Origin of the sequence: Luteimicrobium sp. DT211, from assembly GCF_049844995.1 — a bacterium.
In the GTDB taxonomy this organism is placed as follows: Bacteria; Actinomycetota; Actinomycetes; order Actinomycetales; family Cellulomonadaceae; genus Luteimicrobium.
The window spans coordinates 37,206-60,971 of the sequence record NZ_JBNCMC010000012.1 but is presented as its reverse complement, the minus strand read 5'-3'; the positions used below and the strand labels follow the sequence as shown (position 1 = coordinate 60,971).

Sequence of the window (23,766 nt, the reverse complement as noted above, 5' to 3'; positions counted from 1 at the left end):
TCGAGGAGAATCGGTTCATGAGCGAGCGCAGCACGGCCACCACCGCGGAAGCCACTATGCACATCGGCGCGGTGGCCGACCGCACCGGCCTGTCCCTGCGCACCCTGCGCCACTATGACGACGTCGGCCTCCTGCGACCCTCCGGCCGCTCCGACGGCGGCTTCCGCCTCTACACCGAGCAGGACGTCGACCGCCTCCTGGTCATCCGCCGGATGAAGCCCCTCGGCTTCACACTGGAAGAGATGAGCGATCTGCTCGACCTCGTCGACCGGCTCGATGCCCCTGACGCCGTCGGACGTGACGACGCCCGCGCCCGCCTCGCCGGCTACGTCGCCCGAGCCGAAGAGCGCCGCGCCGAACTGGCGCGCAAGCTCGACATGGCTGACGAGTTCATCGAGCTGCTCCACGGTCGCGCCCGCTGACGCGCGCACAAAACGCCCGATTATGAACCGTCCAAAAATCGGCCCGTAATGGCCTCAGAATCGGTCGGTTCTGACAGGGCACGCGAGCTCGCGCATCCTGCTTGACGACATCACGGGTGCCCGGGCGCCTCGTGGGCCGCGTGGGTCGCGGGCTCGAGCTGGAACGTCGAGTGCTCGACGGGTACGTCGAACCGCGTCGCGACGCAGTCCTGGAGCGCGTCGAGGATCTGCGGCGCGTGCCCGTCCCGGAAGCACCCGGTGTCCACGACGACGTGCGCGCTCAGCGTCGGGAGCCCGGTGGCGATGAGCGAGGCGTGCAGGTCGTGGACGTCGAGGACGTGCTCGACGGTGAGCAGCCGCGCACGGACCTCGTCGAGGTCGAGCCCGGCCGGCGTGGTCTCGAGCAGCACGGACGCCGTCTCCCGCAGGAGCACGAACGCCCGCGGCAGGATGAGCGCGCCGATCACGAGCCCAGCGACGGCGTCCGCGCGGTACCAGCCGGTCGTCGCGATCACGACCGCCGCGACGATCACGCCCACCGACCCGAGCGCGTCGTTCAGCACCTCGAGGAACGCGGCCCGCAGGTTGAAGCTCGAGGACCGCCCGCCGCTCAGCACCGCGAGCGACGCGAGGTTCCCGACCAGCCCGATCACGCCGAAGACGACGAGCGCGGTCGACGGCACCTCGGGCGGGTGGAGCAGGCGCGCGACGCCCTCGACGAGCACGTAGACCCCGACCGCGAGCAGCACCGCCGACTGCGCGAGCGCCGCGAGGACCTCCAGGCGGCGCAGACCCCAGGTGCGCCGCGCCGTCGGCGGCCGGAGCACGAGCCGGGACGCGACGAGCGCCACGAGCAGCCCGCCCGCGTCGGTGAGCATGTGCGCGGTGTCGACCAGCAGCGCGAGGCTCCCCGTGACCAGGGCGCCCACGGCCTCGGCCACGAGGATCGCGGTCGTGATGCCGAACGCGACGGCCAGACGGCGCCACTGGCCGTCCCCGGCGTCGGCGCAGTGGGCGTGGTCGTGCGTGTGGGTCACCCGCCTGTCACCCCCTCGCACTCCGCGCTCCGCGACGACGCGCGCCTAGTCATCCTCGACCAGATCCTCGAGGACCTCGAACGGGGACTCGACGTCGCCACGCCACGCTTCGACGCCCTCACGGACCGCGAGGACGGCCACGACCAGGGCAGCGACCGAGTCGGCCCACATCCATCCGAACAGCGAGTTCGCGAGGAGGCCGAGCAGCACCGTGCCCGAGAGGTAGGTACACAGCACGAGCTGCTTCGCGTCGGCCTGGACGCTGCGCGATCCGAGCTCGCGGCCGGTGCGGACCTCGAACCACGCGAGGGCCGGCATGACGACCAGGCTCGCGACGGCGATGCCGATCCCGAGCGGACTGTGGTCGACGTCGGCCTGTCCGGTCAGGCTCAGCAGGGCGTCGACGGTGACGTAGGCGGCGAGGGCGAAGAACGCGATCGCGATGGCCCGGACGGTGGCCTTCTCCCAGCGTTCGGGGTCCTTCCGGCTGAACTGCCACGCGACCGCGGCCGCGGACGCGACCTCGATGACCGAGTCCAGGCCGAACCCGATCAGGGCCGCGGACGACGCCTGCGTCCCGGCGGTGATCGCGACGACGGCCTCGATCACGTTGTACGTGATGGTGAAGCCCACGATGAACCGCACCCGCCGGTGCAGCCGCGTCCTACGTGCTGCGGTACGAGTCGTGTTCATCGCACGCACGCTCCCCTGCACCCGGGCGTCGGGCAGGCACCGTCGATGCACGGCGCGTCCTCGTCCACCGCCAGCGTCACATCGACCAGCATCACCAGAGCCCGGGCCAGGCGTGGCTCGGCGATCTCGTACCGCGTCTGGCGCCCCTCGGGCTCGGCCACCACGATCCCGCAGTCACGCAGGCAGGCCAGATGGTTCGACACGTTCGACCGCGTGAGCCCCAGCTCGCGAGCCAGCACCGCCGGGTACCCGGGCGCATGAAGCAGCGACATCAGGATCCTCGAGCGCGTCGGATCGGCCATGGCACGCCCCAGCCGGTTCATCACGTCGAGCCGCGAAGCAATGGTCAGCATGCGATGACCATACAGCAGCGGCTGACTGCCCGTTTTCGAGTCTCGAGCAACCGCACTCCGCCCCAGCAGGGCCGCAGACGGGTTCCTCTCCAGGGGACGAGGAGACCGTCCGTGTCAGAGCCGAAGTAGAGCAGGCGTGGCGACGACGGCGACGATGACCAGCGTGCCGAGTGCCACCGCAGTCGCTGCCTGCATCTGAACGGCGGCGGTACGCAACCGCGGCGTCTCCGCCGGTTGGAAGGCCATCGAGAGCCAGCGGAGCGCGTAGAACAGCGACGTAGCCGAGACGGCGGCGGCGATGACCACCAGCCACGGCATCCCGCCTTGCCAGGTGGTCGTGAACACCGCGAGCTTGCCCACGAAGACCGCAGTCGGCGGTGTCCCCACGAGACTCAACAGGCCGACCAGCATGACGCCGGTGATGGCCGGGTGCTCTTTCGCCGCACCGCGCCAGGCGGGGATCGTCGTACGGTTCGGGAGCGCGGCGATCGCAGCGAACAGGGCCAGGTTCGTAACCGCGTAGAACACCAGGTACATCAGTAGGGCGGGGCGCGCGGACGGCTCGACGCCGATCACGGCGACGGGCATCAGCAGGAACCCGACTTGCCCGACCGTGGACCAGCCGAGCAGCCGCGGCGCACTGCGTTGCCAGAAGGCCGCGAGGGTGCCAAGCGTCATGCTGGCGGCGGCGAGCAGGCCGACCAGCAGAGGCGCATCCACGGTTTTCGGCATCACGTCAACCAGGCGCGCCAGTGCGACCAGGGCGCCAAGCTTCGGCACGGTGGTGATGAACGCGGCGACGCCCAGGCCGGCACCTTCCGCTGCGTCCGGGACCCAGAAGTGTCCTGGGACTGCCCCGGCCTTGAACAGCAGCCCCGCGAGGACCCCGACGAATCCGAGCGCGACCGCCGCCGCCGGCACGTGCGGCAGTTCCCGTTGCAGCTCTGGGTAGGTGCTACCACCGGCGACACCGACGAGGACTGCGATGCCGAAGAGCATCACGACTCCGAATGCCGCACCCAGCAGGTATGTCTTCATCGTCGCCTCCGCCGCGGCCGCGGAGCGGGACAGCCCGATCAGCGCGTACAACGGCACGGTCGCCAGGAGGAACCCGGTCGCCACGATGAGGAGGTCGTTCGCGCCCGCGAGGACGATCGTGCCGAGTGCGGCAAGGAGCAGCAGTGACGCGGTTTCACTCTCTCGAGCGGAGCCATGGGACTCTTGGCGTCCGATGAGCATCACGACCGCCGTCGCGAACGGTACGAGGATCCTGATCGTCGCCGTCGCGTCATCGAGGGCATAGCTGTCACTGAAGACGGTCGGTGGCCCGGTGCCCAGGGCGGCCGTGACAGCGCTGAGGCACGCCACGACGATCGCGAACCAGGTCACGAGCACCTGCCGGGGCCGGGGAAGGAAGCTACCGCCCAGGAGTGCGACGATCGCACCGCCTAGCAGGACGATCTCCGGCAGGAGGGCGCCGTAGTCCATGTTCACGCGGGACCTCCGACCAGCGCGGCCAGCTGCCGGGCGGCCGGGGCAATGAGCTCGAGCAGCGGCCCAGGCACCACACCGATCGCGAGGGAGAGCAGCAGAAGCGTCCCGACTGTCGCTGTCTCCCGAGCGGTGACATCAGGGAACCCTTCGGCGAGGCGTTCCGTTGGCCCGCTGAGCATCCTCTGCACGGTGCGGAGGAACAGGGCCGCGGTGATCAGGATCCCGGGCAGCGCGATCGCAGCGACGGCGGTCGCGCCGATGCTGCCGGCGAAGATCTGGAACTCAGCGATGAACCCGCTGAACCCGGGGATCCCGAGCGCCGCGAACGCAGCGACGGCGAAGAGTCCGGAGAACCGTGGTGCGGGTTTCGCGAGGCCGCTGTAGTCGCTGATCTCGTAGCTGCCCCGGCGGTCGTGGAGGACGCCTGCGAGGAGGAACAGCGCCCCGGTGATCAGCCCGTGCGACACCATCTGCACGGTCGCGCCGGTGATCGCCAGCTGCTGTGCCTGCGCGGAGGAAGACCCGGCCAGACCTGCGGCACCGACGGCGAGCACGACGTAGCCCATGTGGTTGACCGAGGTGAACGCGATCAACCGCTTCACGTTCGTTTGCGCCAGCGCCACGAGCGCCCCGTACAGCACCGACACGATGCCGACGATGAGGATCACCCATGCGAAGGACCGCCAGGCGTCCGGCAGCATCGGCATCGCGATGCGGAGGAACCCGTAGGTTCCCATCTTCAGCAGCACGCTCGCGAGGACAACGGAGCCAATGGACGGCGCGTCGGTGTGGGCCGGCGGTAGCCATGAGTGGAACGGCACCGTGGGGGTCTTGACGGCGAAGCCGACCACGAGCGCTGCGAGGACGGCACCGGCCGCCAGCGGTGTGCCGGTGAACCCGTGCCGGGTGAGCTCGACCATGTCGAACGTGTGCGGCGTCGAACCGAGGTACAGGCCGATGAAGCCGAGCAGCAGTGCCAGCGACCCGAGGAACGTGTAGAGAAAGAACCGCAGCGCGGACCGCTGACGGTCGCCGTGCCCCCAGCCTGCGATGACGAAGTACATGCCGACGATCGACAGGTCGAAGAACACGAAGAACACCAGCAAGTCCTGGGCGGCGAACACCCCGAGGCAGGCGGTCTGCAGGAACAGGAACAGTGCAGCTCGGGGGCGGGGCCGATCCCTGTCCCGTATCGCCCAGACCGCGCAGGCGAGGAACACGACGTCGGTCAGGAGCAGCAACGGGGCCGAGAAGCCGTCGACGCCGAGGTGGTAGCTGGTGCCGACGGTCGGCATCCACTCCACCCGCTCCTCCCATCGCAGCGCGGGCGCGTCGGCGCTGGAGACGGCCACGAGGATCCCGAGGGCAAGCTCCACGGCGCTCGTCGTCAGCCACACCCAGGCGGCTGCCCGTCCGGACATCGATCGTGTCAGGGCGAGGACCGCCGCGACGGCGACGGGCAGGAACACGATCAGACTGAGCACGATCACCTCACGACCAGGAGCAGGACGGCTGCGGCGGCGACGGTCACGCTCGCGCCGATGTAGTACTGGTGGAGCTGGCCGGTCTGCGGCCGACGCGCCAGCCGACCGAGTGCTGCCACGGTGGAACCGACCCACTCCGTCGCGGCGTCGGGTCCGCGCTCGTCGAGCGCGCGCGCGGCGCGAGCGGTCTGCTCGAGCGCACGCCCCGATCGGTCGACGGTCGCGCCGAGGCGGTCATCCAGACGTGCGAGGACGGTGGCGAATCGCAGCGTCGGCCTGGCGACGACTGCGACGGCTGTCCGCTCCAGTCCGAACCAGTGCAGCCCCACTCGGATCGCTGGCACGCGCCATAGGGTCAGCAGGACCACGATCACGGCGATCACGGCCGAGGCGGCGAGCTCCGGCCACGACACCGCCGGCCCGGGGAGCGGAGCGAGCAGCGGACGGAGCAGCGGCGTGCCGAGCAGGGCGAGCCCCGCGGCGGCGACGGCAAGGACGACCATGGGCACGACCGCGAGGCGCGGCACCTCTCGAGTGCCGTGTTCTTCGCTGTCCCAGGACGCTTCCGGGTTTCCGGCGCGACGCCACAGCAGCGCGATGATCCGGGCGGAGTAGGCCGCTGCGAGCGCCGCTCCCGCGAGACCCGCCACATACAGCCACGGCTGTACCTCCAGGGCACCGGCGAGGACGACGTCCTTTGCGTACCACAGTGACAGTGGCGGCAAGCCCGCCAGCGAGAGCGCACCGACGGTGGCGAGGACACCGACCGCCGGCCACCGGACGGCGACGCCGCGAAGACCGGTGAGCTGTTTCGTCCCGGTGGCCGAGAGCCACGCTCCCGCGGCGAGGAACAGCAGCGCCTTCGTGGCGGCGTGAGCGATGAGCTGCGCTGCGCCCCCCTTGACCGAGCCCACGCCGGCGGCGAGGACGACGTAGCCGAGCTGGGACGCCGTCGACGCGGCGAGCACCTGCTTCAGGTCCCGCTGGGCCAGCGCAACGACGCCGAGCACGATCGCGGTTGCCGTACCGATCCACGCCGCCGTCGGCCCGGCCCAGCCGGTTTCGCTCAGGAGCGGCTCGACGCGCAGGAGCAGGTAGCCGCCCATGGCCACCATCGCCGCGGAGTGCAGCAGCGCACTGACCGCGCTCGGCCCCTCCATGGCACGGGAGATCCAGAACGAGAACGGCAGCTGTGCTGCCTTCCCGAGTCCAGCAGCGAGGAGCCCGGCGGCGGCGACGTGCACCCACGGCCCCGGCAGCGACTGCAGTGCCGTGAGCGACCAGGTGCCGCCGCCGGCAACGATCGCACCCGCGGCGAGGTAGATGCCGAGGTCGCCGGCGCGCGTGACGGTGAACGCCGTGAATCCGCCGGCGACGTGGGCCCGGTCCTGCCACCGGAAGCCGATGAGGGCGTAGGACGTGGCGCCCATCACCTCCCACGCTGCGAGCAGCAACGGGAGGCCGGTCGCCGTGACGGTGACGACGACGGCGGCGAGGAAGATCAGCATCAGGCCGTGGAACCGCGCCGCGGGGCGGGTCCGGTCTGCCGTCGCGAATACGAGCACGAGGAACCCGATCCACGCCACGGTCGGCAGCACGACCGCGGCCAGCGCGTCTACGCGGAGGTCCGGGCCGGAGACTGCGAGCGGCGCCGGTACCCCACCGGTCACCTCCGCACGGGTGACGGCCGCAACGGTCGCGGCGACCGCCATGACGGCTGCCGTGGCGAGGCTGACGGGGACGGCGATCCGTTCGGCGAAGCGTCCGGCGATTGCCAGTCCTGCACCGATGAGCGCGGGCAGGACGATCGCGGTGACCAGCACGGCGGTCACCGACGGAGGCCCGTTGCCGAGTCGGTCATGTCGGCGTTCCGGGAGCGGTGCAGGATCGTGGCGACCGCGAAGCCCATCGCCATCTCGATCGTCATCACGGCGATGATGACCAACAGGAGCACCTGCCCGTCGACAGCCGGCGAGAGGTACCACCAGAACGCGGCGGCGGCGAGGATGACGGCGTTGATCATGACCTCGATGCCCATCATCACCATCACCACCACCTGCTGCGAGATCGCGCCGTACAGTCCGATGGCGAACAGCGCGGCAACGACGAGCAGGACGAGTTGCAGGGTCATCGTCCGATCCCCCCCGGTTCCGGGTCCGCAGGGTCGCCCTGGAGGTCGTCCCCGAAGCGGTCGTACCGGCCCCGGGGATTCGCGAGCACGAGAGCGGCGACGATCGTGGCGAACAAGACCGGGCTGATCGTCAGCATCACGAGCATCTTCGAGCCCATGATCGCCTCTCCGAGCGCACGGGTGGTGTCCGCCGCTGCGGTTCCGGCGCGGGCTGGCCACGGGATGAAGAGCGCGGCCGCGGCGAGGCCGACGAACACCGCGCAAGCGATCACCGCCGCGGAGCGCTTGCTGTGGGTCATGTCCATCGGCATCAGCGCCGGATTCATGCCCATGTAAGACACCATGAATACCGCCATCACGGCCATCTCCATGACCATCATCAGGATGGTGACGACGCCGATAAAATCCAGATGCAGGACCAGCACGGCCACGCCCACAGCAACGAACGACACCGCCAGCGCGTATGTCGCGCGTGCCATCGAATCGACCCGGAACACCGCGGCGGCGGAGAGCACCGCGACCACCGCCGCGACCCAGAACACGATCGTCGCCATCACGGTCACCCCTTTCCCGTCACGGCCAGCACCGACGTGACCAGCAGCTGCAGCAGCACCAGCGGCAGCACGACGACCCAGCCGAGCTCCGCGAGCCGCTGCGGCCAGACCGCGGGCATCGCGCGACCGAGCAGCAGGAACACCACCAGGAGCGCACACGTCTTGACCAGCACCCACAACGCCGACGGGAGGAGCGGACCAGCACCACCGCCGAGGAACATCGGCACGGCGAAGGCGGCACCCGCGACGAGGAGGCACCACCTGCCGGCGAGGACGAGCAGACGATCGACTCCGGAGAGCTCCCCGAGGACACCGCCTGCGATGTCCGCGCCGGCAGGAACGGAGAACGGACCCCACGCGGAGAACGCCGTGACGGAGGCGCAGTAGACGACGAACGCGACTGGCATCGTCAGGGCGAACCACACCGGTTGCTGCGCCGTGACCACGTCGGTCAACCGGAGGCTCTCCGCACCGATCGCGGGGGCGGTCAGGGCGAACATCAGCGGGATCTCGTACGCCAGGGCCTGCGCCAGGAACCGGTAGCCGCCGATCAGCGGGTACACGCTGTTGCTGCCCCAGCCGAGGAGCCACCACAAGGCCCAGAGAGAGACGTCGACGGCGTTGAACCACACCACGCCGACCGGGATGTCCAGCGGCGCCAGGTTCCCGACGGGGACGGCGAGGGCGGCGATGAACGCGGCTGCGACGAGCCCGGACCCGCCGATCCGCCACAGCAGGGGATCGGCACCGAGGACGGAACGACGCTGCTGGCGAAGGAGCCGGCCCGTCTCCCGGATCGGTGAGAGAGCTGCAGCGCGCACCGGTGTCCCGCGGTCCCGTGCCACCAGGGCGGCGTTGCCGCTGGCGGCCGCCATCGCGAGGACGACGACGACGCCAGGCAGGACGACGGCCCACAGGGCGCCTCCGACATCAAGCATGGTGGTGTCGTCTCGTCGTGATGCCCTGGTCGGTGGTGTCCGTCCAACTGCCGGTGTGCACGGTGAGTGCCGCGACGACGAGGCGGGCGCTGCCGATGTCGCGTCCCTCGACGAGCGCCGGAATATCGTCCACGGTCGTCGTCGGTTCCGGCTCGGACCGGCGTCCACTGAGGCTCGCTTCTGCGCGCTCGAGGCGAGCGAGTAGAACGGTGCGGACCTCGACGGCGGGCCGGACCTGGAGGCCGCGCAGCGACCAGCGGAGCGCGACGGATCGCTCGATTCGGCGGCGCAGCGGCCGGATGAGCTTTCGCGCCCGGTCGCGGTGCCCCGCCACGGCGAGGTCCCGCACGCGGAGCGTCCGTGCCGCCGCAGCGGCCCATCCGGCAACCGTCAGCACCTGGGCGGCCTGGTCGAGTGCGACGGCCGCCACGCCCTGCGGATCCGCACGCCCGTGATCAGTGATGTCGATCATCGAGGCCGAGGCGTGGGTGATGGTGTCTCCGGCGAGCGTCACGTCCAGGACGACGCCGGGGGGCCAGGACGGCAGGATCGGGCCGAGCCGCCGATGCAGCACATCCATCTCCAGGCCGTCCCGGTCGGCAGCGCCGTCGGCCAGCGGATAGCCCCCCGGCCCGCTCATCGACATGTGATCCATCGACATCTGGTCGTGACCGCCCATTGTCATGTCGTGGTCGTGCATCGATTCGTCAGCGTGGTCCGGGTGCTCGTGGTTCGGCTCCTCGTCGTCGGGCCGGTGATCGTCGAGGTCTTGACCACCGGTGTGGTCGGCCGCGTCCTCGAGGGCGGCAGACCGCTGTGCACGTCGGTCCGCGAGTGCGTCCTGGGCGGTCGTGAGGACGGCGCCGATCTCGTCGAGACCGGCGAGCGTGGCCCGGTGCTTGGGGTAAGGCATCTGATCCCAGACGCGGTCGATGACGGTACGCATCTCTGGTCCTGGTGTTCCGCACACGAACAGCACGTCGCTCTCCGCCGGGTGGACCGCGAAAACGTGACCGCCGGCCGCGGCCGCGGCTTCGAGCCCCATCCGAAACGCACCGTTGCCGGGCACCTCGACGAGGAGCACATGCATCGGGCGACGGCGTCGATCCGTGTTCACACCCATCGGAACGCACCCTCGCGCCAGGCCCAGACCACACCCGCCACGAGGACCCCGAGGAAGACGAACATCTCGATGACCGCCTCCGCGCCCATCTGCGCAACCACGACGGCCCACGGGTACATGAACAGCATCTCCACGTCGAACGCGAGGAACACCAGCGTCATCGGGTACCAGCGGGTGTGGAAGCGCGAGAGTGCGTGCTCCTGGAGATCCCACCCAGATCCGAACGGCAGCACCTCCTTGCGAACCGGGGCGACCGTCATCGCTCGCGACACCAGCACCAGGGCGGCGATGCCGAGCAGCGCGACGCCGAGCACGATCCCGATGGTGATGTACGCGGACACCCGATTCGATCTCCTTCGCAATCTCGAATACCCCAGAGGGGTACTATCGGCGAGTATAGGTTGAAGGCGATTCGGTGCCTTTTGGTGCGCCGGATCAGAACGTTCGGAGCCGGTGGCCATGACCGACGACGAACGCCGAGAACGGGGCTAGAACGGCGCCCCCCTGATCGTCATCAGGTCGACCACCGCAGGTGGGATCGCGACAAAGTTGACGGGCGGGCACAGAGCGGGTTGCTGTTGATCGCACGCTCAGGATGCCGCCAGCGAGTACCCAGCCTCTGTCACAGCCGCTTCAACGGCGCCATGGTCGAGGGGCCGCGCGCTCGTCACGGTTGCCGTGGACCGGCCGCCGGCGACGAGCTCGACGGACACCCCAGTCACCCCCGGAAGTTCGGTGAGCGCCTCATCGACGCTCATCACACAGTGACCGCAGGTCATGCCATCGATGCCGTAGCTGGTCGTCGTCAACTGCTCGCTCATCACGTCGTCCTTTCGTCGGGCAGGCCCACTTGATACCTTAGGGGGGTACCGTTACAACGTCACCCGCAGGCTGGCGGATGCTGTTCTCGGACCCGGGCTTGCGAGAGTCAGGACACGATGAAAGCCAAGACCGACCACCACGACACTGCCCGCGTGAACACGGCCGCAGGCGCTGCCGTTGAGCAGCGACGCCGGGTCCAGCGGCTGTGGCTCGTCGTCGGGAGCGGCATCCTCGGCCTCGCGATCGTGACCGCTGTCACCGCCGTCGCTGTGACCAACCCCGGGGGGAAGCCTGCGCCGAAGGGCGCCACGAGCGCGCCGCCCTGGCCGGCACCGACCGACCCGGCCGCACGGGCGAAAGCATCCGGCCTCCGGGTCGCGCCGATGGAGGGCGCTGCGTTGCACATCCACCAGCACCTCACCGTGAGCGTCGATGGGAGCTCGGTGGAGGTGCCGGCCAACCTCGGTGTCGACCCGGCTGCAGGCGGCATGTCACCGCTGCACACCCACGACACCTCCGGCATCGTGCACGTCGAGTCACCGAAGGTGGCGACGTTCACGCTCGGGCAGGTGTTCGCCGAGTGGGGCGTCGCGCTCGGTACGGATCGAGTTGGCGGCTACGTCGACGGGCGGAACGGCCGCCACGTGGCCGTGTTCGTCGACGGCAAGCTGGTCACGACCGCGTTCCCGAACGTGCGCCTGCAGGACCACCAAGACATCGCCGTGGTCATCACTCGCGGCAGCACCCAGCCGGCGGCGCCGGCGACGTCCACCTGGGCGAACGCCGAATGAACGCCGCGACCGTCGTCCGCGTACCGAGGAGAGACCGATGATCAGTGCCACGGCCCCCACGACCGGCCCGGATGACGCCGGCGCTGATGAAGCCGAAACGGCCCCGCACCACCATGGCTACATCAGCGCGAGGGACGACTACCTCAAGCGCCTGAAGCGCATCGAGGGTCAGGCGCGAGGCCTCCAGCGGATGGTCGATGACGAGCAGTACTGCATCGACATCCTCACCCAGGTGTCCGCGATGACGAAGGCCCTGCAGTCCGTCGCACTTGGGCTCCTCAACGACCACCTCACGCACTGCGTCGTCGAGGCCGTCGCGGAAGGCGGTACCGCCGCTGAGGAGAAGATCCGAGAAGCCTCCGACGCGATCGCACGCCTGGTTCGCTCCTGAGCGCCGTTGCCTCGCCGACGCGCGCTACCCCACCGCGGGACGCCGCCTCGGTCCGTTCGCACCATCGACCTGATTGCATCGAAACCGTCATGACCACCACCACAACCGGCTGCCGCCGGCTGCTCACCTCGGGCACCACGGTCCTAGCGTTGCTGCTGCTCATCCTCGGAACCGTGCTGATGCACAGCGTCATCGGCGCAGATGAGCACGCTGCGCACACCGGCACGGCCATCGGCGTATCGAATGGCGGCCACACCACCGACGAGCACGCGGCACTCGGGAGCTTTGCAGGCAACGCTGCAGCGCCGACGCGCGCCACCGTGCCCGTACTCACCGCGATGGGGGTCGGCAGCGCCGGGCCCCGCGAGCTGATGTGCGCCGGGATGGGAATGGCGTGCGTGATCGTCATCGCCCTGTTCGCGTGGGCGCTCCACCCTGTACGCGCCGGAGGTCTGCTGCATCTCCTCGCCCGCCTGATCGCCCTCGCCGCCCAGGTTCCCCGCCGTGTCGCGGTGCCGCGACCGCCGTCGCTCACTGCGCTGCAGATCCTTCGGACGTAAGCCGATTCCTCGGGGCCTGTTCGACGCGCCCCACACCCGGAAACCGGGCGGGCTTCTGCCCGCCTGCCGTCATCGACCCAAGGAATCGTTCTGATGAACCGCAGCAAGATCACTCTCGCGACCACCGCCGCCGCGCTCACCATCGGCCTCGCTGGCTGCTCCACCGGCTCAACCTCTGCCGACGACTTGCCTTCATCCGCATCCGCGTCGTCGTCCGCGTCCGCGCACAACGACCAGGACGTGATGTTCGCGCAGGGAATGTTGCCGCACCACGAGCAGGCCATCGAAATGAGCGACATGCTCCTGAAGAAGGGCGACGGCGTGGACCCCGACGTCGTCACCCTTGCCAAGCAGATCAAGACGGAGCAGCAGCCCGAGATCACCAAGCTCACCGGTTGGCTGAAGGACTGGGACGCGGCGAACAGCATGTCTGGCATGGATCATTCCATGTCAGGCATGATGTCCGACTCCGACATGACCGCCCTCGACACCGCCTCCGCGACCGATGCCGGGCAGCTGTTCCTGCAGCAGATGGTCGAGCACCACACCAGCGCCGTCGACATGGCCAAGGCCGAAGTCGACAAGGGCAAGAACACCGACGCCGTCGCGATGGCGAAGTCGATCGTGTCGAGCCAGACCGAGCAGATCACCCAGATGCAGGACATGCTTTCGTCCATGTGACCAGGTCGCGGGCGGCGGTGGGCGTCTCTCTCCACCGCCGCCCGCGATGCGGTGCGCTCTCGCGGCCGCTTTCGAAGCTCGCAGGACCTCCTTCCGACCGGAGTGAGAAACGACCGTTTCTGGCGGTCTCGTCGCCGCCAGCGACACTGTGGAGTTGATCGCTCGGTGGCGGGGTCCTGTGCTCGCTACATGGCGGTCCGGTCAGATTGACGAATCCCGCCTAACGCTCGTCCCGTTCGAGCCCGCCCGGCCAACCGCGCGGTAAACGGTGGCGCGGGAGACGCCGAAGAGTTCAGCGATCTCTGCAGAGGTGTGCTCGCCGGCCACGTGGAGCCCGACCAGGTGCTTCTCCTGTGTCGGGGTGAGCTTGGGCTTGCGGCCCTTGAGCTTGCCCTTGGCCTTCGCGATCGCCATGCCCTCGCGAGTGCGGGCGCGGATCAGGTCGGCTTCGAACTCGGCGACCATCGCAAGCACGTTCAGCAGCAGCCGGCCGACGGGATCGTTCGGATCGTGGACCGTGCCGCCGATCTGCAGCCGGACGCCGTGGGTGGTGAGTTCGTCGACGATGTCGCGCGCATCGCGGATCGAGCGGGCGAGCCGGTCGAGCTTCGTCACCGCCAGTGTGTCTCCGGCCCTGGTTGCTGCCAGTGCCTCGCGCAGGCCAGGCCGGTCACGGTTCGTGCCCGTCATGCCCTGGTCGACGTAGACGCGTCGCGGGGCGACGCCCATCGCCTCCAAGGCCTGGCGTTGGGCGGTGAGGTCTTGGTCGGCGGTCGAGCAGCGTGCGTACCCGATGAGCGTCGCAGTCATGACGGAAGTGTCACAGATAGCCGGCCTTCACCGGGCACATTTGCGGGCGGGTCTAGCGAGACACGTTGAGGCCAGCCGCCGCCTGGCCGCCGAAGTCGCCGCAGGGTGTCTCGGTAGGGGATCGCCTTATGCGACAGTGCCGGCTGACAGCTCCTGCTGGTCTGCGATCACAAGAAGCCGCCACCGAGCGATCAACTCCACAGCGACACGCCGAACGGCGCGCCGGTCAAAAACCCCTCTCAAAACGTCCCGCCGGTCACAAGGCCGGCGGGACGTTTTCGCTACCGTCGGGCCGCATGGGACCTCTTCGGGTACACGCGAGTCTCCACTGCGGCGCAGAGCCTCGACGGCCAGATCGATGCGCTCGTGGGCGCCGGCGCCGACGAGCGCTGGATCGTCCGCGAGACCGGGTCCGGGAGACGAGACGACCGCCCCGAGCTCACGGCGCTCCTCGAGCAGCTGCGCGGCGGCGACACGCTCGTCGTCGTCCGCCTCGATCGCCTCGGGCGCTCCGCGGCACACCTCGCCGGCCTGGTCCGCGACCTCGACGAGCGCGGCGTCACGCTCCGCTCGCTCACCGAGGCACTGGACACCGCGACGCCGGCCGGCCGGTTCGTCGTCCACGTCCTCGCCGCGATGGCCCAGATGGAGGCCGACCTCATCCGCGAACGCACCCTCGACGGCCTCGCCGCCGCTCGCGCCCGCGGCCGCGTCGGCGGCCGGCCCCGCGTCATGACCCAGGAGAAGATCGCCGCGGCGCGCTCCGCGCTCGACGACGGCCAACCGCTCGCGTCCGTCGCCCGCGTGCTCGGCGTCTCCGAGTCGAGCATCCGCCGACACGTCCCCCGGACCACCGATGTCAGTGCCGCCGTCTAGCATCAGGTCCCAGGCCCCGCTCGTGACGTGACCCCCCTGCACACCACGACCGGGGCCTGCGCGCGCCCTGCCCTGTTGCCGCGAGATCACCCGGTGGGTCCGCCCCGACGACGTAGCCGGTGTCGATATGATCGGAACGTGAACGCCGCCCGGGTCCGGGCTTGCGCCGTTCTAGTTGGGTGCGCCCTCGCGCTGCTCACGGGCTGCACAACCGCGACCACGAGGCCTCAGCCCGTGACGACTTCTGCCACGCAGGCCATGACTTCCACGCCAACGCCCATGCCCTCGCTCCCGCCCGTGCCGCTGAAGAGTGAGACCGAGACCGTCGAGCCTCAGGACTTTGCGGTCGACCTGAAGCATGCGCTCAAGCAGCAAGCCCGTGCCAAGGCCCAGCGTGCTGCCTGCCTCAAGTCCAAGAAGACGTGCCCCCCGCTCTGGGCGTACGTCATCAAGCAGTTCGATCCCGCGGACCCCAGTGACCTCCCGACCTTGCCCAGCGCCACGCACGGATACCCCGTCGAATGCGTCGACGGATGGATCTCCTACTCCGGCGGGAAACAGGGTGCTTGCTCTCACCACGGAGGCGAACGGTAGCGGAGTTCGATCACCTGTTCGGTGCTGGACTGTGGAACCCTTGTTCACCGTGTGGACCTCACGACAACTCGCGGACGAGCTCGGAGCCGACCAGGGCCGCATCACGAAGATCGCCAGGCGGCGCCGGTGGCGTCGCTGGGAGGGTGAGTGGTTGTTCACGGACGAGCAGGCCGACGAGATCCGACGGACCATCCGAGCCTGGGACGAACCCCGCCCGGCCGTGGCTACGCCGTGCAGCGTCGACGGGTGCGACGCGGACGCGACGAGGCAGGGCATGTGCAACGCGCACTACCAGCGACACCTGCGCCACGGCTCGGCCGAGAACCTCGCCGGCGCCCACCAGCGCGCCAAGACCCGCTGCCCGCGCGGGCACCCGTACGACGACGAAAACACGCTCGTGTACCCGTCGGACGGCAGGCGGCGCTGCCGCACCTGCCGGGACGCCGGCCTCGCTGCCCGCCGAGCCGGCCAAGCCGCACGGTCGGCCGACCAGTAGGTACCGGCGGGCGGTCGACGTGGAATCGACAGGCTAGCGCCTGATCGAACATGTGTACGAAGATGGGTTGATGCAGCCCCTCGACCCGTACCACCCCACGATCGCTGAGCACGTCCCCGATCACGATCGAGCGCGCATCATTCGCCAGGGGCTGATCGGTGCGTGGCAGCGCAAGTACGACGCAGAGCCCCGCTATCGCTACGCCATCGACTACCTCAGCGAGCTCACGATGCGGCTCGCCGACGAGCTCGCCCACCAGACCGTCGCCGACATCGCCGGCGCGGTCGACGTCGTCGTCGACGCCAAGACCGAGCCCCGCGTGCGGGCGTGGATCAACCGCCTCGACGCCGGCCGTCGCGTGCCGCCGGCAAGCGAGATCTTCCAAAGGGCCCAGCGATGATCGTGCAAGCCAGGGTCGGACCGGGTCCTACTGAGGGGCAGCAGGTGCCGCGCGACGTCGTCGTCGACGCAGCAAGCTACGAGGACGCGGTCGCGCAGATCGACGCCCAGCTCGGCACGAGGGACCGGGTCATGTACTACCGGGCCGACGACGCCGAGAGCCGGTGGCAGCCGCACCGGTGACCCGCCTGCACCTGCCCTGCAGAGGGTCAGGTCGCGTGGCACCGTGAGGGCATGGCCCTGACTCGTCGCACGCCCCGGCTGGGTGAGCTCGCGGCCGCGGTGGAGGCCGAGCTCGTGCGCCGCGGCGTCGACGTCGACGCCGCGGCCGTCGACAGGGCACTCAACGCGCGGGTCGAGCGGTCCGCCGGCCTGCTCGGGGTCTCACCGCGCGCAGCGCTGCGGTACGCGCCGGACGAGCTCCCCGCCTGGGTCGCCGACGAGCTCGAGGAAGGGGAGGCGACGATGCGCCGACGGCGACGGTGATCGACCTTCCAAGCCGGTCAAAGCGGGCATAGCGTGTCATAACCCCGCTTATCGGATCAGTGTTGCTGCTGGTGGGGGCCGTTCGTAGCTTTAGGCTCGCTGGTCAAGCTCGTCTCCGTGACGGCCTTGAACTCGGCGGCGCTGCGCGGGACGCCGCGGGCGTCCTCGGCAGCCCCTGGTAGTCCGCGACCTCTACAGGAGCGCGCGTGCTCTGGCGAGTGAATCGCCCCGGGTTCGGTGGAGGCTCTCAAGCCAGGAAGGGTGAGGGTGGAGCGGCTGATGCGGGGGCAGGGTCTGCGCGGGAGGGACCACGCGCACGACGGTGAGTCAGGGTGAGAGACGGCCCGGCCGGCGGACCTGGTCGAACGCGACTTCGCCGCTGATGCACCGAACCGGCTCTGGGTCGCGGACATCACCTACATCCGCACCCACGCCGGCTGGGTCTACGCCGCATTCGTCCTGGACGTGTTCTCCCGCTACGTCGTGGGCTGGCAGGTGAGCACGACCATGCACACCGAGCTCGCCCTCGACGCCCTGGACATGGGGCTGTGGGACGACGACTACTCGCCCGAGTACCAGGCCGCCATGGGCAAGAAGCTCGCCGAAGGACAGACGTCCTAGCCGTCGCCGTACTCCAGTTCTGGCTGAAACTCGAGCCATCTATTCCGTGGTGTCGGTGGTCTTCGCCATACTCTCAGCAGGTGCACTCGCTGGTCGCGTGCGCTTCGACTGTCCGGGAGTGATCGGAGCGAGTTGACCGACGAGGATGCCGCGGCCGCCGGCCGCGACCGGTACCTGCTCGCCCAGGTACGCGAGGCCTTCGGGCGTGTGGCGTACAGCCACAAGACGCACGAGAAGCAGGCGGACATCTGCTTCCGCAAGCACCGCTGGCAGCAGGGAATGCTCGTCGGGCTGACCGCGATCAGCTCGGGCACGTTCCTGGTCGCGGTGGTGAGTAACTTCGCCGACACGACGGTGACCGGCCTGGTGACGTCTTCCGTCGCCGTCCTGGTCACGTGGGTGACGCTTGGGGCGAAGACGTTCCGGTTCCACGAGGAGGCCGAAGCGCACCGCGACACCGCGTCTCGACTGTGGGACGTGCGCGAGTCGTACATCTCGCTGATTACCGACCTGATGGCCGGGACGGTCTCGGACGCGGACGCACGGACTCGCCGCGACGAGCTGCAGGACACCTGCCGCGAGATCTACGCCGGTGCACCGCGCACCAGCAGCAAGGCCTACGGCCGCGCGCAGGACGGCCTGAAGAACAACGAAGAGCTCACCTTCTCCTCCCGCGAGCTCGACCTTCTGCTCCCCGAGGCGCTGCGGCTCAATGAAGGCGAGGCCTGACCATGGAGACCTACGAGATCTTCGACGGCCTGCTGGCGAACCTCAAGGTAGGGGAGAAGGTCGCGACCGTCCGGGCCCGGCGGGACGAGATCACCAAGGCCCTGAACAAGAACTTCCGGGCGAAGGACGGCTGCACCGACTACCGGATGATGATCGGCTCGTTCGGACGGCACACGGCGATCAAGTCCATCTCCGACCTCGACATGATCTTCATCCTGCCGCCGGGACTGCGCGACGACTACAGCGACGCCAACGGGCCACGCCGGATGCTCGAGCGTGTGCGCGACGTGCTCAAGGCGCGGTACCCCAACACTGAGGTCCGAGTCGACCAGTGCGTCGTGCGGGTGCAGTTCACGTCCAACAGGTTCAAGTTCGAGGTCCAGCCGGCGTTCGACAACACCGACGGCAGCTTCAGCTACCCGGACACCAAGGCTGAGAAGTGGAAGATCACCAAGCCCCGTGAGGAGATCGCCGCGACGAAGGCGTGCAACGACGTCACCTCGACGAACATGCGCCACCTCGCCCGGATGACACGGGCCTGGAAGAACGCGAACGGCGTGAACATCGGCGGCCTGGTCATCGACACGCTGGTCTACAACTTCTTCGCCCAGACCGACGAGTACGACGCGGCCGGCACCGACTCGTTCGACCTGATGTCACGGGACTTCTTCGAGTTCCTCAAGGACGAGCCGGAAAAGGACTACTACCTGGCGCTCGGCAGCCACCAGCGCGTCCACGTCAAGGCCAAGTTCCAGGCCAAGGCGAAGAAGGCCTACAACCGCTGCGTGAACGCGATCGAGAACGAGGGCAAGACCGCGGCGGTCAAGAAGTGGCGAGAGGTCTTCGGCACCAGCGTGCCGCTCACGGTCACCGAGGCCGCGCTCAGGGCCTCGGCCTTCGCCGGACGCCACGACCACGTCGCCGAGGAGTTCATCGAGGACCAGTACCTGGTCGACATCTCCGAGACCGTCTCGATCGACTGCGAGGTCACCCAGGACGGTTGGCGACCGCTGTGGCTGCGCGTGATGGGCCGTGCCGGCGTTCCGCTCATGGCCGGCAAGCGGCTGAAGTTCCAGATCACCAGCTGCTCGGTCCCCGAGCCGTACGCGGTGAAGTGGAAGGTGCTCAACCAGGGCCCGGCGGCAGAGCGTCGGCGGATGATCCGTGGCGAGATCATCGACTCGACTGCCCCCGGCATCCGCCAGGAACACTCGGACTTTCGCGGCGAGCACATCGTGGAGTGCTACATCATCAAGGACGGGATCGTGGTCGCCCGAGACCGTATCGACGTGCCGATCGCGACCACCGTGGACGCCTGAGCGAGGCTGGACGCCAGGACCCCCGTCTCCTCCCAGCCCGGACTCTGACGCTCGCTCGGCTGCCACCGAGATCCGCAGGATTCCGCGGATTCCACCATGTCTCTGTTTAAGGACATGTTCCCCCGGGGGCCGGGAAGACCATGCTTGGCGTCGCGTCTGCCCACCGACCCCACTCAGGCCATCGGCAAGGTCGCGCCCATCACGAGATTGACCAACCTGCCTGGGCAGCACACCTAGCCCGACGGGCCCCTCGCCCGTCGGGCCCGGTTCGGCGCGTGCAACATTGAAGAGACATAACAGGCATAATGTGACATACGGTCGCTTATCGGCGCACAGCAAAGGGGCCCGAACCTAAGGTTCGGGCCCCTTTGTGGATCCTGTGTTCGCGAGTGGAGGCCGAAGCCCACGTAGCTCACGACTCGTACCACCAGTGTAGTACGTTCGCGGCGTGCTCCCCACAACCGCCGCCGAACTAGCTCCGATCGAGGACGTGTTGTCGGTGCCGCGAGTGTCGACATATCGGGTTGCTGTCGGGGGCGACCTTAGGGCCGCACTGGAGCTGTATGGGTGGAACGCGGAGATCTCGGCGGCGCTCATGCTCCCTGCACACTTCGCGGAAGTCGCCACGCGCAACGCCGCCTGCGATGCGCTGAGCGCCGTATACGGGCCGCGGTGGCCGTGGAACCAGTCGTTCGAGCTCAGCCTGACCAACTCGGGTACCTACAACCCGCGGCGAGATCTGATCGAAACCCGGAAACGCCAGAGCACCCCCGGCAAGGTGGTGGCTGAGCTGAAGTTCGTGTTCTGGCAGCGGCTGTTCACGTCCAGGTTCGACACCCGATTGTGGGACGGGCGCATCCTCACCGTCTTTCCTCACGCGCCTGCCGGGACCGCCGAGGCTTCGCTGCGTGCCCGCATCTACGCCGACCTCGACGCGATCCGCAAGCTGCGCAACCGGCTGGCTCACCACGAGCCGATCTTCACGCGTAACCTCGGCGACGACCTCGCCCGGATGCTCGAGCTGATCGAGATCCGCTCGCGTGAGACCGGGACCTGGGTTCGTGGCCTCGAGACCGCGTCATCGCTGGTCACCGTACGTCCGTCGCCATAGCGAGCGAGCTACTAGGTCCCGTCCGACCCTGCTACGGGGCGAGGGTAAGGGTATGGGTGGTGTAGTCGGTCCCCACAGCGAGACCGCCGCCGAGATCCTTCGGTGGAGGGGTCCGCGTGCCGTGGTAGCGGCCTGCACAAGAGCAAACGCAGTCCCAGACGGTGTGCGGTGACGCGTTCCAGCATGCCCCGACGCACTTCGTCTGCGACGCTCCGTGGAGCGTCACCTGGACCGATTGCCCGAGTGCGTTCGGCAGCTGATCCATCAGCTCAGCCAGGTGCGTCCGTGCCACTTCGAAGCACTTGAGGTCCCGGTTGTACTCCGGTCGGGTCAGGCCACCGCAGATCTCCTTGAGCAGGTCGTAGTTTCCGGATCCCTTGCGGAAAGGGAGCCAAATCCGGACCCGGCCCTCGACTGGCCGCACAATCCTCGCCATTCCGAGAACCTAGCGCGTTGTGGCCGTGTCGGGGGGCGGTGGTGCAATGCCCACATGAGCGGTCACACGCACGTGCCGGGGCTCCCGCCAAGCGTCCTCGAGACGCCGGTGTGCCCGGTCGACGTCGCGCTCCTGGGCTCTCTCGTCGGCGCGACGGTGGACCGGTGCTACCCGTGCCAGACGGTCTTCATGGGCGACCTACTGGCCGACTCCGCCTTCACGGCCCGGTTGGTCGAGCTCGCGTGCATCGCGATCGACCGGGTCTTCGGCGGTCTCCCAGCGAGCGCGCTGTACGACGCCGAACCGGGTCCCGCGAGCCTGGAGTTCCGTCGTCTGGCCCGTGCGGGCCTGTACGACGGCGCCGCGGTGTACCGCGAGTGCGCTCTGATGACACGGACCGAGCGGCGCGCGGCCGCGTACACGGCCCTGGACTCTCTCGTGAGCACCATCAACATGGTCTGACGCACGCCACCGTGCTGAGGTCTAGATCTGCGGCCCCTGCGGTCCGGGGCCGGTTGGCGTCGGAGGGTCGTCGGGCGTCGCCAGTCTCTGTCGCGAGTCGCGCTTTCTGGTCCGCGCTGACAGCAGACGCTTCTCCCGGACGAGTTCGTCGAGCTGGGCGCTGATCGGCCCCGCGTCCCTCTTGGCCGGACGGTCCTGCCTATCCCACCCTGGCAGCCGTACCGCGATGTCCGCTGCGAACTCCTCGCGTGCTGCCGCGCCGGCTGCGTGGATGGACGCGCCGTCGTCGGTCGCCGGGCGTGGCAGGGTCGCGAGGGCTTCGTACAGCTCGGGCATGCGTAGCTGGTCGACTGTCGTGTAGACCTCGGTCGCCTGACGAACGCCCCCAGGGCTCGCCGCCGCGAGCTGCTTGGTCCCTGTGGGTCGGAGGTAGTGGCCAGCGCGGATGCCGCGGCGCAGAGCGCCTTCGAACTTGCCGTCGAACGTGCGCCCGGCGGCGGTGAGTTCGGCAAGCTCGCGGGGATCGGCAGTGGGTGTTGTCGAGATGATCTGCAGTGACTCGGCGACGTCTGGAAGGGCGGGGCTGCCCTCGCCGGCAGTGCCTGCGATGTTTCGGACGACGCGGTCGAGTGCCTCGTACCCCGCGGCGCGCTGCGTGAGCTCGGGCAGGTGGGAGCCACTGCCGGCGCCCGCGAGGCGCACGGCGTGCGCGGCGATGTAGCGCTGGGCGTGGACCATCGAACGCAGGGCCCGTGCATGGAGCGGCTCGTCGAGGCGAGCTGCTGCGTTGTGCAGGGCAGCGGCAGCGCCGGTCGCGCCGGGCAGGTACTGCTCGGCCGTCGCGCGCGGAGGCGGGGTGTATCCGCTCTGATCGACGCGGAAGTCGGGTCGAGTCGCTACCGTCCTGGCCCACGATGCGCAGGCGTCGGCCGCGTGGTTGAGCGTGACGTCGTTGGGCAGCCGAACCCAGCCGGGCGTCGAGTAGGTGGTGTCTCCGATTGTGCTACGAGAGGCGTACCTGCGGTCGAGGATAATCAACGCCCGGGCCGTCTGGGCGGCGTCACCGATTGCCGCCACCCGCTCGCCGATCGACCAGCTCCCGGCGCCCGGGAGGTCCCGCTCTCGTCCTCGCATGGCGGCCACAGCGGCCTGACGCCACGCCTCGGGTAAGACTTCCGACTGTGGGGTGGCCATCTCCTCCGCGGTGGGCAGCGCGCCGTCGGGTCTGTCGGCCATGTACCGGAAGGTGCGCTCGTAGGCGCCCTGCAGCTGCGTAACCGGTCGCCACGCGCGGACCCGCTCCACGGCGACCTCCTTGCCTCTGCTGTGCCTCAGCGAGTCGATGCCGGTTGCAAGGTCGAGGACGTCGGAGCCGTATCGCAGAACGACGGCGCGGTACCGCATCATCTGCTCGCTGATCGCTGTCCGCTCATCGACGGACAGGACGCCGCCGGGGCGATATCTGTCCGGGCCCCCCATGTAGTTCTGGTGCCGGGTGCGGCGCAGGAGCCAACCGAGGGCGTCGTGAAGTTCGCGGGTGACCTCCCCGTAGGTCATGCGATCTCGGCCCGTCCGCGGCCGCCGGTTGCCTTGTCGGTCTCCCAAGCGGACTCGAGGGCCGCGATGCAGAGCTCGAGGCCGAGCAGATCCACGCCGTAGTCGCCGAGCTGATCCATCGCGTCCCGGGCGGTGGTGAACATGCTCTCGCGGTCGACGACCTCCACGGGGACCGTTGCGGGGAAGCGCTGGTCGCCGTGGAGGTCGTCGAGCTCGAGGAGCACGCTGCTGTAGTCGACGAGGCTGGCTGCTGGGAGCGTGTCGTCGAGGGCAGCGAGGTTCGACCTCGCGGTGCGGTACAGGTCCAGGTGCTGTTCGTCCACGGTCTTCCTCCTGCGTGTGATGGTCCTGGTCGTCGTGGGTGGCGACCTGGCCACAGTCCAGCACGGTAGGCGA

General features: G+C 69.1%; 29 protein-coding genes and 1 pseudogene. 15 read left to right on the top strand and 15 right to left on the bottom strand.

Annotation, left to right across the window (positions count from 1 at the left end):
- Positions 1-17: 17 nt before the first annotated feature.
- Positions 18-422 carry a MerR family transcriptional regulator gene (locus ACLQ14_RS18140; RefSeq protein WP_425815605.1) on the top strand — a complete coding sequence of 135 codons (405 nt, stop codon included), beginning with the start codon at positions 18-20 and terminating at the stop codon, positions 420-422.
- A gap of 110 nt (positions 423-532) precedes the next feature.
- On the opposite strand, the gene ACLQ14_RS18135 is transcribed toward ACLQ14_RS18140, so the two are convergent.
- The 12 genes from ACLQ14_RS18135 to ACLQ14_RS18080 form a co-directional block, all read right to left on the bottom strand.
- Positions 533-1,459, bottom strand: coding sequence for a cation diffusion facilitator family transporter (locus ACLQ14_RS18135; protein WP_425815603.1), 927 nt, complete (start codon positions 1,457-1,459; stop codon positions 533-535).
- A gap of 45 nt (positions 1,460-1,504) precedes the next feature.
- Positions 1,505-2,152, bottom strand: coding sequence for a cation transporter (locus tag ACLQ14_RS18130; protein ID WP_425815601.1), 648 nt, complete (start codon positions 2,150-2,152; stop codon positions 1,505-1,507).
- Positions 2,149-2,505, bottom strand: a complete 357-nt coding sequence (gene cmtR / locus ACLQ14_RS18125; RefSeq protein WP_425815599.1) for a Cd(II)/Pb(II)-sensing metalloregulatory transcriptional regulator CmtR — start codon at positions 2,503-2,505, stop codon at positions 2,149-2,151. Before cmtR ends, ACLQ14_RS18130 begins: the two co-directional genes overlap by 4 nt.
- A 114-nt stretch (positions 2,506-2,619) precedes the next feature.
- Positions 2,620-3,993, bottom strand: a complete 1,374-nt coding sequence (locus ACLQ14_RS18120) for an NADH-quinone oxidoreductase subunit N (RefSeq protein WP_425815649.1) — start codon at positions 3,991-3,993, stop codon at positions 2,620-2,622.
- A gap of 2 nt (positions 3,994-3,995) precedes the next feature.
- Positions 3,996-5,468 (bottom strand): complex I subunit 4 family protein, encoded by a 1,473-nt coding sequence (locus ACLQ14_RS18115; protein WP_425815647.1) that lies wholly within the window; start codon positions 5,466-5,468, stop codon positions 3,996-3,998.
- A 17-nt stretch (positions 5,469-5,485) separates the two neighbouring features.
- Positions 5,486-7,315, bottom strand: coding sequence for a proton-conducting transporter membrane subunit (locus tag ACLQ14_RS18110; protein WP_425815597.1), 1,830 nt, complete (start codon positions 7,313-7,315; stop codon positions 5,486-5,488).
- The gene (gene nuoK / locus ACLQ14_RS18105) at positions 7,312-7,614 is read right to left on the bottom strand and encodes an NADH-quinone oxidoreductase subunit NuoK (protein WP_425815595.1); all 303 of its coding nucleotides are present in this window, start codon (positions 7,612-7,614) and stop codon (positions 7,312-7,314) included. The genes ACLQ14_RS18110 and nuoK overlap by 4 nt, the downstream gene beginning before the upstream one ends.
- The gene (locus ACLQ14_RS18100) at positions 7,611-8,168 is read right to left on the bottom strand and encodes an NADH-quinone oxidoreductase subunit J (protein WP_425815645.1); all 558 of its coding nucleotides are present in this window, start codon (positions 8,166-8,168) and stop codon (positions 7,611-7,613) included. Before ACLQ14_RS18100 ends, nuoK begins: the two co-directional genes overlap by 4 nt.
- A 5-nt stretch (positions 8,169-8,173) precedes the next feature.
- Entirely contained in the window at positions 8,174-9,106 is a 933-nt protein-coding gene (locus ACLQ14_RS18095; RefSeq protein WP_425815593.1) for an NADH-quinone oxidoreductase subunit H, read from the bottom strand.
- Positions 9,099-10,229: a hypothetical protein gene (locus ACLQ14_RS18090; RefSeq protein WP_425815591.1), complete on the bottom strand. Its 1,131-nt coding sequence runs from the start codon at positions 10,227-10,229 to the stop codon at positions 9,099-9,101. Before ACLQ14_RS18090 ends, ACLQ14_RS18095 begins: the two co-directional genes overlap by 8 nt.
- Positions 10,220-10,570: an NADH-quinone oxidoreductase subunit A gene (locus tag ACLQ14_RS18085; protein ID WP_425815589.1), complete on the bottom strand. Its 351-nt coding sequence runs from the start codon at positions 10,568-10,570 to the stop codon at positions 10,220-10,222. Before ACLQ14_RS18085 ends, ACLQ14_RS18090 begins: the two co-directional genes overlap by 10 nt.
- A gap of 249 nt (positions 10,571-10,819) precedes the next feature.
- Positions 10,820-11,050 carry a heavy-metal-associated domain-containing protein gene (locus ACLQ14_RS18080; RefSeq protein WP_425815587.1) on the bottom strand — a complete coding sequence of 77 codons (231 nt, stop codon included), beginning with the start codon at positions 11,048-11,050 and terminating at the stop codon, positions 10,820-10,822.
- A gap of 153 nt (positions 11,051-11,203) precedes the next feature.
- On the opposite strand from ACLQ14_RS18080, the gene ACLQ14_RS18075 reads away from it, so the two are divergent.
- From ACLQ14_RS18075 to ACLQ14_RS18060, 4 genes are all read left to right on the top strand, one after another.
- Complete coding sequence (locus tag ACLQ14_RS18075; RefSeq protein WP_425815585.1) at positions 11,204-11,842, top strand: hypothetical protein; 639 nt, start codon at positions 11,204-11,206, stop codon at positions 11,840-11,842.
- Between the two features lie 37 nt (positions 11,843-11,879).
- A complete protein-coding gene (locus tag ACLQ14_RS18070; RefSeq protein ID WP_425815583.1) occupies positions 11,880-12,233 on the top strand; it encodes a metal-sensitive transcriptional regulator in 354 nt (117 codons plus the stop codon).
- 89 nt (positions 12,234-12,322) lie between these two features.
- Positions 12,323-12,793: a hypothetical protein gene (locus ACLQ14_RS18065; RefSeq protein ID WP_425815581.1), complete on the top strand. Its 471-nt coding sequence runs from the start codon at positions 12,323-12,325 to the stop codon at positions 12,791-12,793.
- Positions 12,794-12,886: 93 nt separating this feature from the next.
- Complete coding sequence (locus tag ACLQ14_RS18060; protein WP_425815579.1) at positions 12,887-13,474, top strand: DUF305 domain-containing protein; 588 nt, start codon at positions 12,887-12,889, stop codon at positions 13,472-13,474.
- Positions 13,475-13,675: 201 nt separating this feature from the next.
- On the opposite strand, the gene ACLQ14_RS18055 is transcribed toward ACLQ14_RS18060, so the two are convergent.
- The gene (locus ACLQ14_RS18055; protein WP_425815577.1) at positions 13,676-14,284 is read right to left on the bottom strand and encodes a recombinase family protein; all 609 of its coding nucleotides are present in this window, start codon (positions 14,282-14,284) and stop codon (positions 13,676-13,678) included.
- Between the two features lie 153 nt (positions 14,285-14,437).
- Between ACLQ14_RS18055 and ACLQ14_RS18050 the strand changes: the two genes are divergently transcribed.
- From ACLQ14_RS18050 to ACLQ14_RS18005, 10 genes and pseudogenes are all read left to right on the top strand, one after another.
- Entirely contained in the window at positions 14,438-15,160 is a 723-nt protein-coding gene (locus tag ACLQ14_RS18050; protein ID WP_425815643.1) for a recombinase family protein, read from the top strand.
- Positions 15,161-15,785: 625 nt separating this feature from the next.
- Complete coding sequence (locus ACLQ14_RS18045) at positions 15,786-16,250, top strand: hypothetical protein (protein ID WP_425815575.1); 465 nt, start codon at positions 15,786-15,788, stop codon at positions 16,248-16,250.
- Between the two features lie 70 nt (positions 16,251-16,320).
- Positions 16,321-16,650 (top strand): hypothetical protein, encoded by a 330-nt coding sequence (locus ACLQ14_RS18040; RefSeq protein WP_425815573.1) that lies wholly within the window; start codon positions 16,321-16,323, stop codon positions 16,648-16,650.
- A gap of 44 nt (positions 16,651-16,694) precedes the next feature.
- Positions 16,695-16,832, top strand: a complete 138-nt coding sequence (locus ACLQ14_RS18035; protein WP_425815571.1) for a hypothetical protein — start codon at positions 16,695-16,697, stop codon at positions 16,830-16,832.
- 51 nt (positions 16,833-16,883) lie between these two features.
- Positions 16,884-17,135, top strand: a complete 252-nt coding sequence (locus ACLQ14_RS18030) for a hypothetical protein (RefSeq protein WP_425815569.1) — start codon at positions 16,884-16,886, stop codon at positions 17,133-17,135.
- Positions 17,136-17,483: 348 nt separating this feature from the next.
- A pseudogene (locus tag ACLQ14_RS18025) lies at positions 17,484-17,687 on the top strand (DDE-type integrase/transposase/recombinase); the annotation flags it as partial.
- A 201-nt stretch (positions 17,688-17,888) separates the two neighbouring features.
- Positions 17,889-18,485, top strand: coding sequence for an SLATT domain-containing protein (locus ACLQ14_RS18020; RefSeq protein ID WP_425815567.1), 597 nt, complete (start codon positions 17,889-17,891; stop codon positions 18,483-18,485).
- A 2-nt stretch (positions 18,486-18,487) separates the two neighbouring features.
- Positions 18,488-19,804, top strand: a complete 1,317-nt coding sequence (locus tag ACLQ14_RS18015) for a nucleotide-binding domain-containing protein (protein WP_425815565.1) — start codon at positions 18,488-18,490, stop codon at positions 19,802-19,804.
- 448 nt (positions 19,805-20,252) lie between these two features.
- Positions 20,253-20,915 (top strand): hypothetical protein, encoded by a 663-nt coding sequence (locus ACLQ14_RS18010; protein ID WP_425815563.1) that lies wholly within the window; start codon positions 20,253-20,255, stop codon positions 20,913-20,915.
- Positions 20,916-21,405: 490 nt separating this feature from the next.
- Complete coding sequence (locus ACLQ14_RS18005; RefSeq protein ID WP_425815561.1) at positions 21,406-21,813, top strand: hypothetical protein; 408 nt, start codon at positions 21,406-21,408, stop codon at positions 21,811-21,813.
- Between the two features lie 21 nt (positions 21,814-21,834).
- Here the strand turns inward: ACLQ14_RS18005 and ACLQ14_RS18000 are convergent, their stop codons facing one another.
- Entirely contained in the window at positions 21,835-23,370 is a 1,536-nt protein-coding gene (locus tag ACLQ14_RS18000) for a hypothetical protein (protein WP_425815559.1), read from the bottom strand.
- Positions 23,367-23,693 (bottom strand): hypothetical protein, encoded by a 327-nt coding sequence (locus ACLQ14_RS17995; protein ID WP_425815557.1) that lies wholly within the window; start codon positions 23,691-23,693, stop codon positions 23,367-23,369. The genes ACLQ14_RS18000 and ACLQ14_RS17995 overlap by 4 nt, the downstream gene beginning before the upstream one ends.
- Between the last annotated feature and the right edge of the window lie 73 nt (positions 23,694-23,766).